Source organism: Psychrobacter immobilis (assembly GCF_904846285.1).
Lineage (GTDB): Bacteria > Pseudomonadota > Gammaproteobacteria > Pseudomonadales > Moraxellaceae > Psychrobacter > Psychrobacter immobilis_D.
On the sequence record NZ_CAJHAD010000013.1, the window covers coordinates 25,401 to 38,655 of the forward strand.

Here is a 13,255-nt window from a genome sequence, read left to right on the forward strand (position 1 = left end):
CCAGATAACAAGTATCTGGCTTTTTGACGCTATTTTATCCGATTAAGTCAGAGGCTATTTTATTAATAACCTTTATTAATCATTAAATATAACGGTATTACGAGTTATTACTACGGTTACCGCCGCTTGAACGACCTTGACCACGGCTGTCAGCACGACCAGCTGGGCGACCTTGGCTGCCACTTGGACGACCACGACCCGTTGCAGCACGCTCACCGCGTGGAACGCCAGTGCTATCACCACGGCTAGGAGCACCAGTGCGTTTGCCTTGGTATGGCTTGCCACCTGAACGCTCATTTGGTTTTCCAGACGCGTCACGTGGCTTACCTTGATAACCGCTGTCATTGCTAGCGCGTTGACCAGTCGGTGCGCTGTCGCTTGAACGACCACGAGCATTAGCAGGATTGCCTTGATAGCCACCGCTTGAACGACCACGGCCTTGACCGTTACCGCCGCCACTTGAGCGTCCGCGACCACGGCCACGACCATTACCTTTGTTTTCGCTAGGTACATAAGTCTTCTTAGGCTCCATGCCTTCGATGACCGATACTTCCATTTTGCGATCTAAATAACGGTTGATAGCGTTTAGCTGTGGACGATCATCCATGCTACATAGGCTGATAGCAATACCAGTACGACCGGCACGGCCACAACGACCGATACGATGCACGTAGTCTTCTGTTTGACGTGGCAAGTCATAGTTAATTACGTGCGATAGTGCTGGCACGTCAAGACCACGAGCAGCAACGTCAGTCGCTACTAAGATTTTACATTTACCATTACGCAAGTCTTGAACGATACGGTTACGCTTGCTTTGTGGCAAGTCGCCATGTAGGAAGCTGGCTTTATGGCCTTGCTCTTGTAGAGATTTGGCTAGTTTTTCAGTACTACGTTTGGTTGCAGCAAAGATGATGACTTGTTCCATATCTTTATCGCAAACAATTTTGTCAAGCAAACGGTTTTTATGATCAAAATCGTCACAGTAATACACTTTTTCTTCGATGTGTGCTGATTCAACTTTGATTGAAACGCGCTCAGGGTTTTTGGTGAAGCTGGCAGCAATCTTGCCAACAGGGCCATCCCAAGTTGCTGAACACATAATCGTCTGACGATTAGTCGGTGCAGCGCGTAAGATGTCACTGATATCATCAGCAAAACCCATGTCTAGCATACGGTCAGCTTCATCAAGTACTAGTATTTCTAGGCTTGATAAGTCAACGCGACCCGCATTGATATGGTCAAGTAAACGACCAGGAGTCGCAACAATCACTTGCACGCCTTTTTTCAAAGCCGTAATCTGACCGTTATAAGGTGCGCCGCCTACTAATGGCACACAGAACAAACCACGCATATCTTTAGAATACGTACGCACACTGTCATGTACTTGCTGAGCAAGTTCACGCGTTGGCGTTAGGATAAGGGCTTTGGTTAATTTGTCAAAGCTAGTGGCACGGCTTAAACGGTCAAGTACAGGGATAACGAATGCCGCTGTTTTACCACTACCGGTTTGCGCTGACAATAATAAGTCGCGACCCGCTAGAGCAAAAGGAATGGCTTGTTCTTGAATAGGTGTTGGGTGGGTATAACCACTGCGATCAAGCGCGGTCAAAATTGGCTTGGCAATATTAAGTTCAGCAAAAGTGATTTTGTTTTCTTCAGCAGCGTCAGCAGTAGCCGCTTGATTATTAGTATCGGTATTTGCAATTGTGTTTGGGGTATCAGTGCTTTCGATGATGCCGTTTTCAGCGGCGATAGCAGATAAGATGTCAGTCATAGTAATCCTTGGTAAGTATAAGCTGCTGTAAATTCAGCAAGCTTGATGCATACCACTGATAACCGTTCACCACGCTGCATTTATAAAATAATTGTCTTACCCTAAAAAGGTTTAACAATCAAAGGCCAAGCTTTAAAGCTTGTCAATATTATAAAGGCGTTCGTGCTGTCTGACGTATTTTGGTGGTAGTGCCGAGTGTCTCATCCTTGTTTGCTAAAAGCGCATTATCTATGCTTTGTCCAAAGCAGATAAAGGCTGGTAACAACCAATCTAGCCCATACATGGGTCAGTAGATAAGATATGAGTCAAAAATAACGTGTTTTTCAATATATATGAAGGGTTATTTAAGTACACAAAATCATCGGCAACAATTACTTATGGTCATCCTAGACCCAAAATCGCAGGCGATGTTATCAATCTCATAATTCACGCTAGTCTATGCTAACGTGGCGACGCAGTATAGCACAACAAAACGCTAAGCTGTAGCTATTTTTCTGTTTATTAGTAAAATATTCAGTATAAGCGCTAATATATGCTTAAAAGCTGATATTAAACCTAGCCTTTAAGCAAGCTAAAGCTTTAAGAAAATTTAATGATTAACGTGACACTTTTACTTCCGTCACATAGGTTGGCAATTGCCAAGCACCGCCCGCCTCTATCAAGCGGCACATGCCTGTGGTGCTTTCATGGCTTTTTTCAAAGGCTCGGCCCGTCCATACCCAGTCAGTTTTAGATAAGCAGTCGCCAATCCCGCGGCCTTTTTGCACCGAGGTTAATTTGCCATTGCTATAGTCTGTCGCACTGGTCGTTACCAAGGTTGGCTGATAAGGTTTAGTGTCATTAAGCACCCAAACACCCGTGCCGGCATTATAAGCGCCGGTCCAGCAATCATGCTGAGCGAGCAGCTGCTTATTATTCAAACGACTGACCCGCCAAGATGAGCTATCCGTTAAGTTTGGGCAGTCGCTTTCTACATCTTTCATGGTGCTTTTCATCAGCTCTGATAACTGTGATGAACGCATGGCAAATTTTTTCTTACTGACAGAGATGGTTTTAGGGTTGGGCATTACCATTCTTAATGACAGTGCCGCTTGTGGTGACAAGACATTGCTACTAGATTTGCTAGAACTACCAGTACGGATAAAGGCGCTCGATGTCCCTACTCGTCCCTGTGCTTCATCGGCTTTAAGCATGACGGCGCTGGCACCTTTGTCCGATAGCTGCCAGCGCGTGTTGCGAATCACTAGCTCAACTTTGCTTGATTTGGTTAACGCCTCAAGTAGCGCGCTTACCTGCGCTGAGGTTAGCTCCGCATGACCTCCTGATACTGAGTAAGGTTTGGTTTCTCCGTAATCTCTATCGTTAATAAACAAGGATATACGATGACGACTACCAAGCTGCATCAGTGCCTTGGCAGAGCTTTCTTTAGCGCCACCAAGTTTTACCTTGCCATCGACTGTCGCATTAGCTCCTGCACGGCGTACCAATAATACAGATACGGGTAAATCACTATTGTTCTCTGCTTGGTAACCTGCCAGCCTGCAAGTGCGCGTATTATCGCAAGCAACTTCCCAGTCTTGATTGCTAAAATCAACGGGCGTGGCAGCCTGTGTCACTGAACTAAACAAAGCCGTGCTAATGGCGGCAAATAACGGTAATAAAATTTTCTTTGTCATCAATAAGGGCAACTTTTTTATTTTTATAGAATGTATTTTGATATGAGCGTTGTCTGTTAGACGATTAAACTTCTTGTGGTAGTGGTAGTGGTAGTGGTAGTGGTAGTGGTAGTGGTAGTGGTTAATGGTCTGTGGAAGCGTAAAAGCCATCTCACTTAATACAGGTAACGATGTAGTTTTATTACTCTTCATAGTCATTACTCATCAATAGAAGAAATATCAACACCTACCCATCAAGGAGGTGGCTGCTATCTTAACGTACTAATGTTTCTATCTGTTATACTAATGTATCATTATGTAATGAAAAAAGTATAGTCAAAAAGTAATATATCGATAAATATATTTGGAATAAAGAATATATTATACAGAATATAGCAAGCAAAAAGATTAATAAGCAAATTGCCTATTAACCTTTTTATTGAGCTATATGATGAGCGAGCTATCGTCAATAATCGTTGAAATAGACAACTTAAAATACATGCTTAAGTGATGAGATTCAGTAATGGGCTTAAACAATAGGCTCAAGCACTAAATCTACGGCGCGTTTAACCGCTGGACGCTCAGCAATTTTTTGTGCCCAACGCTTTACATGCTTATAATCATCTACTTGTAAGAACTCGCCAGCATCATAAAGCTTACCTAGTACCAGTTGACCATACCATGCCCAGATAATCATATCGGCAACATTGTAGTCAGACTCAGCGTTGCCACACATATACTCATGGTCTTCGAGATGAGTATCCAAGACATCGAGCTGGCGTTTGACCTCCATGGCATAGCGGTTGATAGGATATTCCATCGGCTCAGGGGCATAGGCGTAAAAATGCCCAAAACCGCCCCCTAAGAAAGGCGCACTGCCCATCTGCCACATGAGCCAAGAGAGACACTCTGCCCGCGCTTTATTTTGCGAGCCATCAGCAAGCGGCACAAACTTGCCAAACTTTTCTGCTAAATATAATAAGATAGCACCCGACTCAAAAAGTGCAATAGGCTCGCCAGCATCTGAGCCATTTACAGTAGCAGAATAATCTACCAGCGCAGGGATTTTTGAGTTGGGATTGATAGCGACAAATCCTGAGCCAAACTGATCACCCTCAGAGATATCGATTTGATAGGCGTCGTACTCAGCCCCTTTAGTATTCAGCTCAGCAAGCTCTTCTAACAAAATATTTACTTTCACGCCATTCGGCGTGTTCAATGAGTATAGCTGTAAAGGTGCGTCGCCGACGGGCAGTGCTTGCTCATGGCGCGCGCCAGCCGTTGGGCGATTAATACTGGCGAATTTACCACCGTTTTCGCTGTCGTTTTTCCATACTTTAGGCGGAGTATATGCGCTGGTCTTGTTTGATTGATTATTGTCATTACTCATAAGATTACCTGCTTTTTTGTCGTTTTATTATTTGTTATTTGAATGCTCTTTAATAACTGAAGTCTTTGCTAGCTGTATTTCCACTTACGTTTCTGCAAAAAAACTTCCTATTAAAACCATTCTGCTTTATCGGTTTTTACGAGATAGCCACCTACTATAACGAAGATTAAAGCTTTGATTAAAGCCCTGTCTTGTAACCTGTTTTTTAAGAGCGGCTAATTGGCTTAAAGGTAATTTTATAAGAACTGGGCGCATATCGTTACTTTGCTACTCTTTAACTCATAGTCGGTTGTTTTTATACTACCCACAACTTAACGGCCTTTAAGAGACCGACTTAACCACAGTGTTCAGAAGATATGGTGATGTCAATATGGTAACCCTCACTCCAACGCAAGATAAATACCTACCCTATGTGCTAGCGGTGGCGTTGTTTATGCAAATTTTAGATGCCACCATTTTAAATACTTCTCTGCCTCAGATGGCACAGGCGCTTGGTGAATCACCGTTAAAAATGCAATGGGCGGTTATTAGCTACGCGCTAACCTTGGCGATTTTCATTCCTATTAGCGGCTTTTTAGCCGATAAATATGGCACACAGCGGGTATTTTTATACGCCATTATCATCTTTTGTATTGGCTCGCTATTGTGTGCCGCTTCACCGACGTTGGATTTATTGATTGGTTCACGTATTGTGCAAGGCATTGGTGGAGCAATGATGACCCCGGTCGCGCGTTTGATATTGGTCAAGTCCTATCCGCGCAATAAGCTGTTAACCGTCATGAACTTTGCGGTGATACCCGCATTAATCGCGCCCTTAGTTGGACCGGTATTGGGCGGTTATATCGTGCAATATACTAGCTGGCATTGGATATTTTTAATCAATATTCCGATGGGTATTTTCGGCTTTATTATGGGTAAAAAACTAGTACCGGCATTATTTGAAGATACTAAGCGTCTAGATTGGACGGGTTTTGCTTTATTTGCCGCCGCCGCTTGTGGTTTTACCCTTGCGGTAGAATTTGGCTCACAAACAGGTCGAGGGCTTTACGGTTTGTTGCTCGCATTAGGCGCCAGTATCCTGATAGGCGCTTACGTTTGGCATGCCAAACGCCGCGCAGCGCCATTATTTCCGCTGAGCTTATTTAACATTCGTACCTTTCGCATCGGTATTACTGGTAACTTATTCACCCGCTTAGGCATCAGTGCGGTGCCCTTCTTACTGCCACTGTTGCTACAAGTAGTGTTTGAATACTCACCGTCGCAAGCGGGTTGGCTTCTCGCGCCCATCGCTGTTGGTGCAATTGGTATCAAACCTTGGGTGAGTAAAATTATTCAGCGTTTTACCTATCGTAAGGTGTTGGTGGCTAATACCTTTTTGATAGGTGTGCTTATTATCATTTTGGCGCAGTTTAATGATGCGGCAAATTGGATATGGTTTATTCCTATCTTGACTGTAATGGGTGCTTGTAACTCAATGCAGTTTAGTGCCATGAATACCATTACCATCGGTGATTTAGAAGGCACGCAAACCAGTAGTGGTAATAGCTTAATGGCGGTCAATCAGCAATTGGCTATTAGCTTTGGTATCGCCTTTGGTGCGGCGTTATTGAATCTGCTACGTGAGCGTTTCGAGCTTGATACTTTAGTCGCCTTTCAGACCACGTATTGGATACTTGGTATCTTGACTATTCTCTCGGGCTTATACTTTTTACGCCTAAAACCTGAAGATGGCCGCGGCTTGTATTAATCGTTGATATTGAAACTATTAAAAAAGCATTAAACATAAAAATACCAACGTATCCTAAAATCAGTTAATCCAAAACTTATCTTAGTATGCGCTGGCAGCTATGAGCACTTTTTTATAATTTTAAGGCGCTTTATCGTCATCGATTTGCGATTGGATATAGTTTTCAACGCCAATATCTTTAATCAAGTCCTCTTGGGTTTCTAACCAGTCTTGATATTCTTCGTTACCGTCTTTTAGGGTGATGAGCAACTGGCGCGAGACATAGTCGCGCTTGCTCTCACACAAAGTGATTGCATCGGTGATGATATCGAATTTCTGTTTCTCTAAACGTAGGTTACAGTCGATTATCTCTGGCACATCTTCGCCAACCAAGACTTTACCCAATTCTTGCAAATTGGGTAGACCGCCTAACAACAAAATACGCGCAATGAGGTCATCTGACCATTTCATCTCAGCAATTGATTGTTTATATAGCGAATCATTTAACGACTCTAAGCCCCAGTGGCGTGCGATACGTGCGTGCAAAAAATACTGATTGATAGCTATCAATGACTGACCGAGCACTTTATTAAGGGCACGATTTATCTCTTTATCCCCTTGCATTTTTATCTCCCTGTATTGATATATAATTTTATTATCGATGACTTTTAATAACAGTTAAAGGCGCTTAGCGAATAAAGTACTAAACAATATCAGGAGACACTTCCGCCATCTGACTTTGCAAGTAATTGGCTAGACCAATCATGTCAATCAGACGCAACTGCTGCTCTAGCCAATGAGCATGATCTTCTTCGGTGTCTTTGAGCTGCTCAACCAGCATCTCACGCGTCACATAGTCATGTTCGGCTTCACAAAGCGCAATGCCATCTTTAAGATGCTGCTGTACTTGATACTCTAAATTAAGATCAAGCTGCAACATTTCAGGAACCGTCGTCCCAATATTAATATCGTTGACGCTCATCTTAGGCGTACCGCTCAACATTAAAATACGGCGGATAATCGCTCGTGCGTGTAGCGTTTCATCTTGCATCTCATGGCTAATACGGTCATACAGTTTGCCGTAATGCCATTCTGCGTACATCTCAGAGTGAATGAAATATTGGTCGCGAGCCGCAAGCTCACCACCTAATAAAAAATTTAAATAATCAATGACCTTTGGGCTGCCTATCATCACCTATACTCCTGTATTTTATTTATTTGCCGATACATTCACAATAATACATATATAGAAAGTACTATTCGTAAACTACTCAGTAAGGACTAAAACCAACGAAATGTCTTACAAAGTTAGGCAGATATAGTAGCATACAGACGTTATATCGCTTGTAACGATATTAACTAAGAATAAGATGCTAATTGAGAACTATAATTAGCTCGCCTTATGAATTACAGTCACAAGCAAAATGACAAATGGCGCTGCTAAATATGCTTGCAGTCGGTGGATGACTGAAGTTATATGGACGCTCACAACTTATCCTTTGGGTATAATGAAAGGATAAGTGCGCAATAGTGAATATAATTGGTGTTAGGGCGTATTAACGATCTGGTCGTTAATGATAGAGAATATGATTTGAGACGCTAGAGGTCTGAATCGAGCCTAGTTAAACGGCGTAGGCTAAAACATCAAGTTTGGCGTGATGTTCATCAAGATAATCATTGACCATAGGTTCGCAGCAGCCACAGCAAGTCGCTACATCAAGGGTATTTTTTAAACCGTCTAACGTATCAATGCCAGAGGCAATAGCGGCTTTAATTTGTTTTTCTTTGACGTCGTTACAGATACATACGTACATGTGCTAGCTCCTACTGTGAATATCTAACTTGTTATTAGTTATAATAACGATAATTATTACCATTTACAATAGTATTTAAAGTATTCATCAGTCATAGCAGTTACCTCTAAATATTTATATTACGCTTACTTAATCCATGTAACTGCATATAGCGTTAGGTGTAACCACAAAGTATCAAAGGTAGTAAAATGGCGACGAACTGTAAATTTGCTCATTTTTTAATCGATTTTACCGATGACTGCTGTTATATTGACCCCCTATTAACTAAATCTATATTGGAATTGTTCTATGTCTAATAATAATTCTACGATACAACCGCTTGAGTTATTTAAAGTATTGTCTGACCCAACGCGCTTAAAGATTTTTCAAATCTTATTTAACAAAGAGTCGCGCTGTGTTGGTGAGCTGGTAGAAATACTGGATCAACCGCAGCCGACCATCTCGCGTCACTTGAATCATTTGAAAAAATTGGGTATCTTAAGCTGTGTTCGTGATGGAACATGGATGTGGTACGAGGTGTCTGATAATCTGCCAGAATGGTGCCAAGATATTTTGGAAATCACCTATAAACAGATATCGACCAAAGACATCAATATGCCAAAGCCTGCTTAATTTAATACTAAAAGCACGGACTTAAGAGATATTTATAACAAATAATTCAGCGCATAAAAAAAGACCTATCATTTATAGGTCTTTTTTTTGTTTTCAAACTTTGTCTTAAAATACGCCTTTAATTCGGCATTATACCAAGTCTAAAAAATCACTCACAAAAGCATTGGCTGGCTGGTGTATCAGCTCCTCTGACGTCCCTACTTGCTCGACGCGACCATGATTCATCACCACAATCTCATCAGATACCGCCCGCGCCTCTTCTTGATCGTGGGTTACCATAATGCTAGTAATACCAAGCTCGTGGTGGATATTCTTTAGCCAAGTACGCAGCTCTTTACGTACCTTGGCATCTAGCGCCCCAAATGGTTCATCGAGTAATAGTAGTTTTGGCTTTACTGCCAAAGCACGTGCCAGCGCAATACGCTGACGCTGACCGCCTGATAATTGGTGCGGATAAGCATTGGCAACTTGCGGCAACTGTACTAAGTCTAACAATTCTGCAACGCGCTTATTGATATCAGCCTTACTTGGTCGCTCATTTTTTGGCAGCAAGGTTAAGCCAAAGCCGACATTATCAGCGATGTTTTTGTGGCGAAATAACGCATAGTGCTGAAACATAAAGCCGATATGGCGCTTTTGCACGGGCGTATTGGTGACATCTAATTCATCAAACAATATTTGTCCAGAGTCTGCATACTCAAGACCAGCAATGATGCGCAGCAAGGTGGTTTTACCGCAGCCTGACGGACCAAGCAAAGTTGTCAACTTACCCGTTGGCACGGTGATATTGATATCATCTAAGGCGGTAAAATTACCGAATTTTTTATTAACGTTACGAATCTCAATGCTCATAATGGGTTCTCTTATTATATTTTTGGCTTAACGTCTTAACACGGGCGGCAGATGGTTTTATGATGCCTGCTTTGTGAAGCTATTTCTTATAGACGACCTGTGCTTTCTGCCAAGGTTGCATCTTTAGCATTTGATGCATTGCTAGCATTGGCACTTACTGGCAATTCAGGCGCACTTGCTAAACGCTCGGACTTGGCAAACTTACGATCTTGTAGCTTGGTCATTACTTGTTGTATTAGCAGGGTCACGAGTGCCAAGCCAGCAAGTAAGCTCGATAAGGCAAAGGCGGCGGTAAAGTTATAATCGTTATAAGCAATCTCAACCAGTAGCGGCATAGTGTTAGTTTCACCGCGAATATGACCGGACACCACACTCACCGCGCCAAACTCGCCCATCGCCCGCGCATTGGTCAAAATCAAACCATACAGCAGCGCCCATTTGATATTCGGCAGTGTCACGTGCCAAAACGTCTGCCAGCCTGTAGCGCCTAGGGTTAATGCCGCTTGCTCTTCACTATCACCTTGGGTTTGCATCAGTGGTATCAGCTCACGTGCCACAAACGGAAAGGTCACAAACAATGTGGCTAAAATAATCCCTGGTACCGCATAAATTACCTGAAAACCCATGCTTTCAAGCCAGCCACCAATCGTAGAGTTCAGCCCGAACAATAGGACAAACATTAAACCTGCAACCACGGGCGACACCGAAAATGGTAAATCAAGCAAGGTTGTCACCAGCTGCTTACCTTTAAACTGATAACGGGTGACGAGCCAGGCAATCGCGATGCCCATCACCATGTTAATCGGCAATACAATCGCGGCAGTAATTAAGGTTAGCTTAATTGCCTGCAAGGCCTCAGGGTCGACTAATGAGGCAATATATAACTGCCAACCGTTTTTAAAGGCTTCATAGAATACCGCCAACAATGGCACGACCAACATGATGACCATAAATAACACCGCGATGGTAATAAAGGTACGTCGTATCCATGGCGTGTCCTTAGTCGCTGGGTTGCTTTGGTAGTCGTAGCTATTAGAGATTTGCATTAGCGGGCTCCTACGCGGCGCGACAGCTTCCACTGTACGATATTAATGGTCAATAAAATTACAAATGAGATCAGTAGCATAAATAGTGCAACCGCTGAGGCGCCTTGAACATCAAACTGCTCGAGCTTGCTGATAATAATGAGCGGTAAAATCTCAGACTGCATCGGAATATTGCCGGCGATAAAAATCACCGAACCATACTCGCCAGTCGCACGGGCAAACATCATGCCAGCGCCCATGAGCAGTGCGGGTAACAGCTCTGGTAAAATGACTTTACGAAAGGTCGTAAATCGATTGGCACCCAATACTGCGGCCGCCTCTTCAAACTCAACGGACAATTCTGCCAATACTGGCTGTACCGCACGGACGATAAACGGAAAACTCACGACTATTAAAGCGAGCCAAATACCTAATGGCGTAAAGGCGACTTGAATATCAAACTTGGCAAACCACTGGCCGATTAAACCATTAGGCGCATAAAGAGTCGCAAGTGAAATACCGGTAACGGCTGTCGGTAGTGCAAATGGTAAATCAACCAACGCATTAATCAACGACTTACCCCAAAACTCATAGCGCACTAGCACCCAAGCAACCAACGTGCCAAATACCATATTGGTGAGCATCGCCAGAAACGACATCCATAAGCTAAGTTTGATAGCAGCGGTGACTTGCGGCTGAGTAATGGTCTCCCAAAAGCCCGTCCAGCCCATCTGTGTCGTGGTATAGGCCATCATGGCAAACGGTAGCACCACTAGTAATGATAAGCTAAAGACAGTGATGCCCATACTTAGCCCAAACCCTGGTAACACATTACGCTGGCGCAAGCGCGTCAGCCAACCTTTTTTATTGACGGGTTTGCTGGCAGGAGAAGTTGTTGCACTCATAGTGATGTCCTATTGCCTAACTGATGGCACTTAATTATTAATCGTAAGTACCACGTGATATCAAATGTATTTATTATTGGTCTACTTAAGCGCTAAAGGACACAGCGTGGGTAGCCATGTCCTTTATGTGCTCGGACGTTACTCTAAAGCTGACTGCTTAACCGCTATTTAATAAAAAGCTCATAAAAACTTCATAAATGGGCTAGGCAGTCAGCGTACTAGCGGCTTACTTTGGTGCATTAATGGCTAGCTGATCGAACACGCCGCCATCGCTAAAGTAAGTGCTCATGATTTCATCCCACGTGCCAAAAGCATCGTTTGGACGGAAAGTATCGATAGGTGGCAATTTATCGCTGTTTTTATCAAGCACACTTTTCACGCTTGGGCGCAGATATAAATTGGCTGCCAATTGCTGAGCTTGCTCGCTCCATAAGTAATCAAGATAGGCTTTTGCCGCATCGGTCGTGCCTTTTTTATCGGTCACGGTTTTCACAACAGCAACTGGGCTTTCAGATTTGATAGAGTATTTAGGATAAACGATATCCACTTTACCCAAACCAAAATCAGTGGCGGCAAGGTTGGCCTCATTCTCAAAGGTCACTAAGACATCACCAATACCGCGCTGTACGAAAGTCGTCGTCGCTGCACGCCCGCCATTCTCATAGACTTTGACGTTTTTAAGCATGTCTTTGACGTAGTTTTTGGCTTGTATTTCATCTTTATTAAACGCATGCAAACCATAACCATAAGCGCCTAAGAAAGCATAGCGACCATTACCCGTGACTTTTGGGTTGGCCATGACAATCTCAACGCCTTCTTTGGTCAAATCCTGCCAGTCGTTAATGCCTTTAGGATTGTCTTTACGCACTAGGAATACGATGGTACTGGTAAAAGGTACGGCGTTATCAGGGAACTTGCTTTGCCAATCTGACTCAACCAAGCCTTTTTTCTCGAGTAGCTCAATATCTGAACCTTGGTTCATGGTCGCGACATCGGCTTGCAAACCATTAGCCACCGACAATGCTTGCTTACTTGAACCACCATGAGATTGCTTGATTAAGATATTGCTGTTTGGGTGCTCAGCTTTATAGTGGTCTACGAATAATGGGTTGTAGTCTTTATAAAAATCGCGTGCCACATCGTAAGAGACGTTTAATAGCTCAATATCTTGCCCCTCAGTAGTAGCAGGCGTGCCTTCCGCATTGGTCGCTGGTTCAGCTTTTTCGCTATTGCTACAACCTGCCATACCTAAAGTGAGCGCCACACCGGCGATACTTAGAGCGCTAAGCGTTTTATTTTTATATTTATAACCTGTGGTATATGATGTCATGGCTGCCTCAAAAGGGATTGGTTAGTTAATGCAAGTATGCTAACAGCGCAAGCTTATTATGTTTAATGATGAATATGCGTATGTTATTGCCAAAATGGAATATAGTATTTATAAAGATAAGGTTATCAATAGTTTAAATGCCATAACTTATGGGTCACTTTAAATATTTTAT

Annotated in this window: 12 protein-coding genes; 2 read left to right on the forward strand and 10 right to left on the reverse strand. The window is 43.1% G+C overall.

Features of this window, described 5'->3' with window-relative positions:
* Positions 1–97: 97 nt before the first annotated feature.
* The 3 genes from JMX13_RS08885 to yghU all read right to left on the reverse strand — a co-directional run bounded on the left by JMX13_RS08885 (position 98) and on the right by yghU (position 4,819).
* Complete coding sequence (locus JMX13_RS08885) at positions 98–1,774, reverse strand: DEAD/DEAH box helicase (protein ID WP_201612164.1); 1,677 nt, start codon at positions 1,772–1,774, stop codon at positions 98–100.
* A gap of 596 nt (positions 1,775–2,370) precedes the next feature.
* Positions 2,371–3,450: a DUF1176 domain-containing protein gene (locus tag JMX13_RS08890; RefSeq protein ID WP_227686271.1), complete on the reverse strand. Its 1,080-nt coding sequence runs from the start codon at positions 3,448–3,450 to the stop codon at positions 2,371–2,373.
* Between the two features lie 508 nt (positions 3,451–3,958).
* Positions 3,959–4,819 carry a glutathione-dependent disulfide-bond oxidoreductase gene (gene yghU / locus JMX13_RS08895; RefSeq protein WP_201612166.1) on the reverse strand — a complete coding sequence of 287 codons (861 nt, stop codon included), beginning with the start codon at positions 4,817–4,819 and terminating at the stop codon, positions 3,959–3,961.
* 370 nt (positions 4,820–5,189) lie between these two features.
* Here yghU and JMX13_RS08900 point away from each other — a divergent pair, with 370 nt between their 5' ends.
* Positions 5,190–6,566, forward strand: coding sequence for a DHA2 family efflux MFS transporter permease subunit (locus JMX13_RS08900; RefSeq protein WP_201612167.1), 1,377 nt, complete (start codon positions 5,190–5,192; stop codon positions 6,564–6,566).
* Positions 6,567–6,686: 120 nt separating this feature from the next.
* Here JMX13_RS08900 and bfr (JMX13_RS08905) read toward each other — a convergent pair whose 3' ends face one another.
* From bfr (JMX13_RS08905) to JMX13_RS08915, 3 genes are all read right to left on the reverse strand, one after another.
* On the reverse strand, positions 6,687–7,169 hold the full coding sequence (gene bfr, locus JMX13_RS08905) for a bacterioferritin (RefSeq protein ID WP_201612168.1): 483 nt from the start codon (positions 7,167–7,169) through the stop codon (positions 6,687–6,689).
* A 79-nt stretch (positions 7,170–7,248) separates the two neighbouring features.
* Positions 7,249–7,737 carry a bacterioferritin gene (gene bfr / locus JMX13_RS08910; protein WP_201612169.1) on the reverse strand — a complete coding sequence of 163 codons (489 nt, stop codon included), beginning with the start codon at positions 7,735–7,737 and terminating at the stop codon, positions 7,249–7,251.
* Positions 7,738–8,167: 430 nt separating this feature from the next.
* Complete coding sequence (locus tag JMX13_RS08915; protein WP_201612170.1) at positions 8,168–8,359, reverse strand: bacterioferritin-associated ferredoxin; 192 nt, start codon at positions 8,357–8,359, stop codon at positions 8,168–8,170.
* Between the two features lie 288 nt (positions 8,360–8,647).
* On the opposite strand from JMX13_RS08915, the gene JMX13_RS08920 reads away from it, so the two are divergent.
* Entirely contained in the window at positions 8,648–8,971 is a 324-nt protein-coding gene (locus tag JMX13_RS08920; RefSeq protein ID WP_201546454.1) for an ArsR/SmtB family transcription factor, read from the forward strand.
* 129 nt (positions 8,972–9,100) lie between these two features.
* Here JMX13_RS08920 and JMX13_RS08925 read toward each other — a convergent pair whose 3' ends face one another.
* The 4 genes from JMX13_RS08925 to JMX13_RS08940 form a co-directional block, all read right to left on the reverse strand.
* Positions 9,101–9,823: a sulfate/molybdate ABC transporter ATP-binding protein gene (locus JMX13_RS08925; protein ID WP_183618246.1), complete on the reverse strand. Its 723-nt coding sequence runs from the start codon at positions 9,821–9,823 to the stop codon at positions 9,101–9,103.
* An 86-nt stretch (positions 9,824–9,909) separates the two neighbouring features.
* Entirely contained in the window at positions 9,910–10,869 is a 960-nt protein-coding gene (gene cysW / locus JMX13_RS08930; protein WP_201546453.1) for a sulfate ABC transporter permease subunit CysW, read from the reverse strand.
* Positions 10,869–11,753, reverse strand: a complete 885-nt coding sequence (cysT, locus tag JMX13_RS08935) for a sulfate ABC transporter permease subunit CysT (RefSeq protein WP_201612171.1) — start codon at positions 11,751–11,753, stop codon at positions 10,869–10,871. The genes cysW and cysT overlap by 1 nt, the downstream gene beginning before the upstream one ends.
* 226 nt (positions 11,754–11,979) lie before the next feature.
* Positions 11,980–13,083: a sulfate ABC transporter substrate-binding protein gene (locus tag JMX13_RS08940; RefSeq protein WP_201612172.1), complete on the reverse strand. Its 1,104-nt coding sequence runs from the start codon at positions 13,081–13,083 to the stop codon at positions 11,980–11,982.
* Positions 13,084–13,255 lie beyond the last annotated feature (172 nt).

Coding starts and splice junctions, on each gene's coding strand:
- JMX13_RS08920 (WP_201546454.1), top strand. CDS start 8,648: ATGTCTAATAATAATTCTACGATACAACCGCTTGAGTTATTTAAAGTA.
- JMX13_RS08940 (WP_201612172.1), bottom strand. CDS start 13,083: ATGACATCATATACCACAGGTTATAAATATAAAAATAAAACGCTTAGC.
- JMX13_RS08915 (WP_201612170.1), bottom strand. CDS start 8,359: ATGTACGTATGTATCTGTAACGACGTCAAAGAAAAACAAATTAAAGCC.
- JMX13_RS08900 (WP_201612167.1), top strand. CDS start 5,190: ATGGTAACCCTCACTCCAACGCAAGATAAATACCTACCCTATGTGCTA.
- cysT (WP_201612171.1), bottom strand. CDS start 11,753: ATGAGTGCAACAACTTCTCCTGCCAGCAAACCCGTCAATAAAAAAGGT.
- bfr (WP_201612168.1), bottom strand. CDS start 7,169: ATGCAAGGGGATAAAGAGATAAATCGTGCCCTTAATAAAGTGCTCGGT.
- JMX13_RS08925 (WP_183618246.1), bottom strand. CDS start 9,823: ATGAGCATTGAGATTCGTAACGTTAATAAAAAATTCGGTAATTTTACC.
- JMX13_RS08890 (WP_227686271.1), bottom strand. CDS start 3,450: ATGACAAAGAAAATTTTATTACCGTTATTTGCCGCCATTAGCACGGCT.
- bfr (WP_201612169.1), bottom strand. CDS start 7,737: ATGATAGGCAGCCCAAAGGTCATTGATTATTTAAATTTTTTATTAGGT.
- yghU (WP_201612166.1), bottom strand. CDS start 4,819: ATGAGTAATGACAATAATCAATCAAACAAGACCAGCGCATATACTCCG.
- cysW (WP_201546453.1), bottom strand. CDS start 10,869: ATGCAAATCTCTAATAGCTACGACTACCAAAGCAACCCAGCGACTAAG.
- JMX13_RS08885 (WP_201612164.1), bottom strand. CDS start 1,774: ATGACTGACATCTTATCTGCTATCGCCGCTGAAAACGGCATCATCGAA.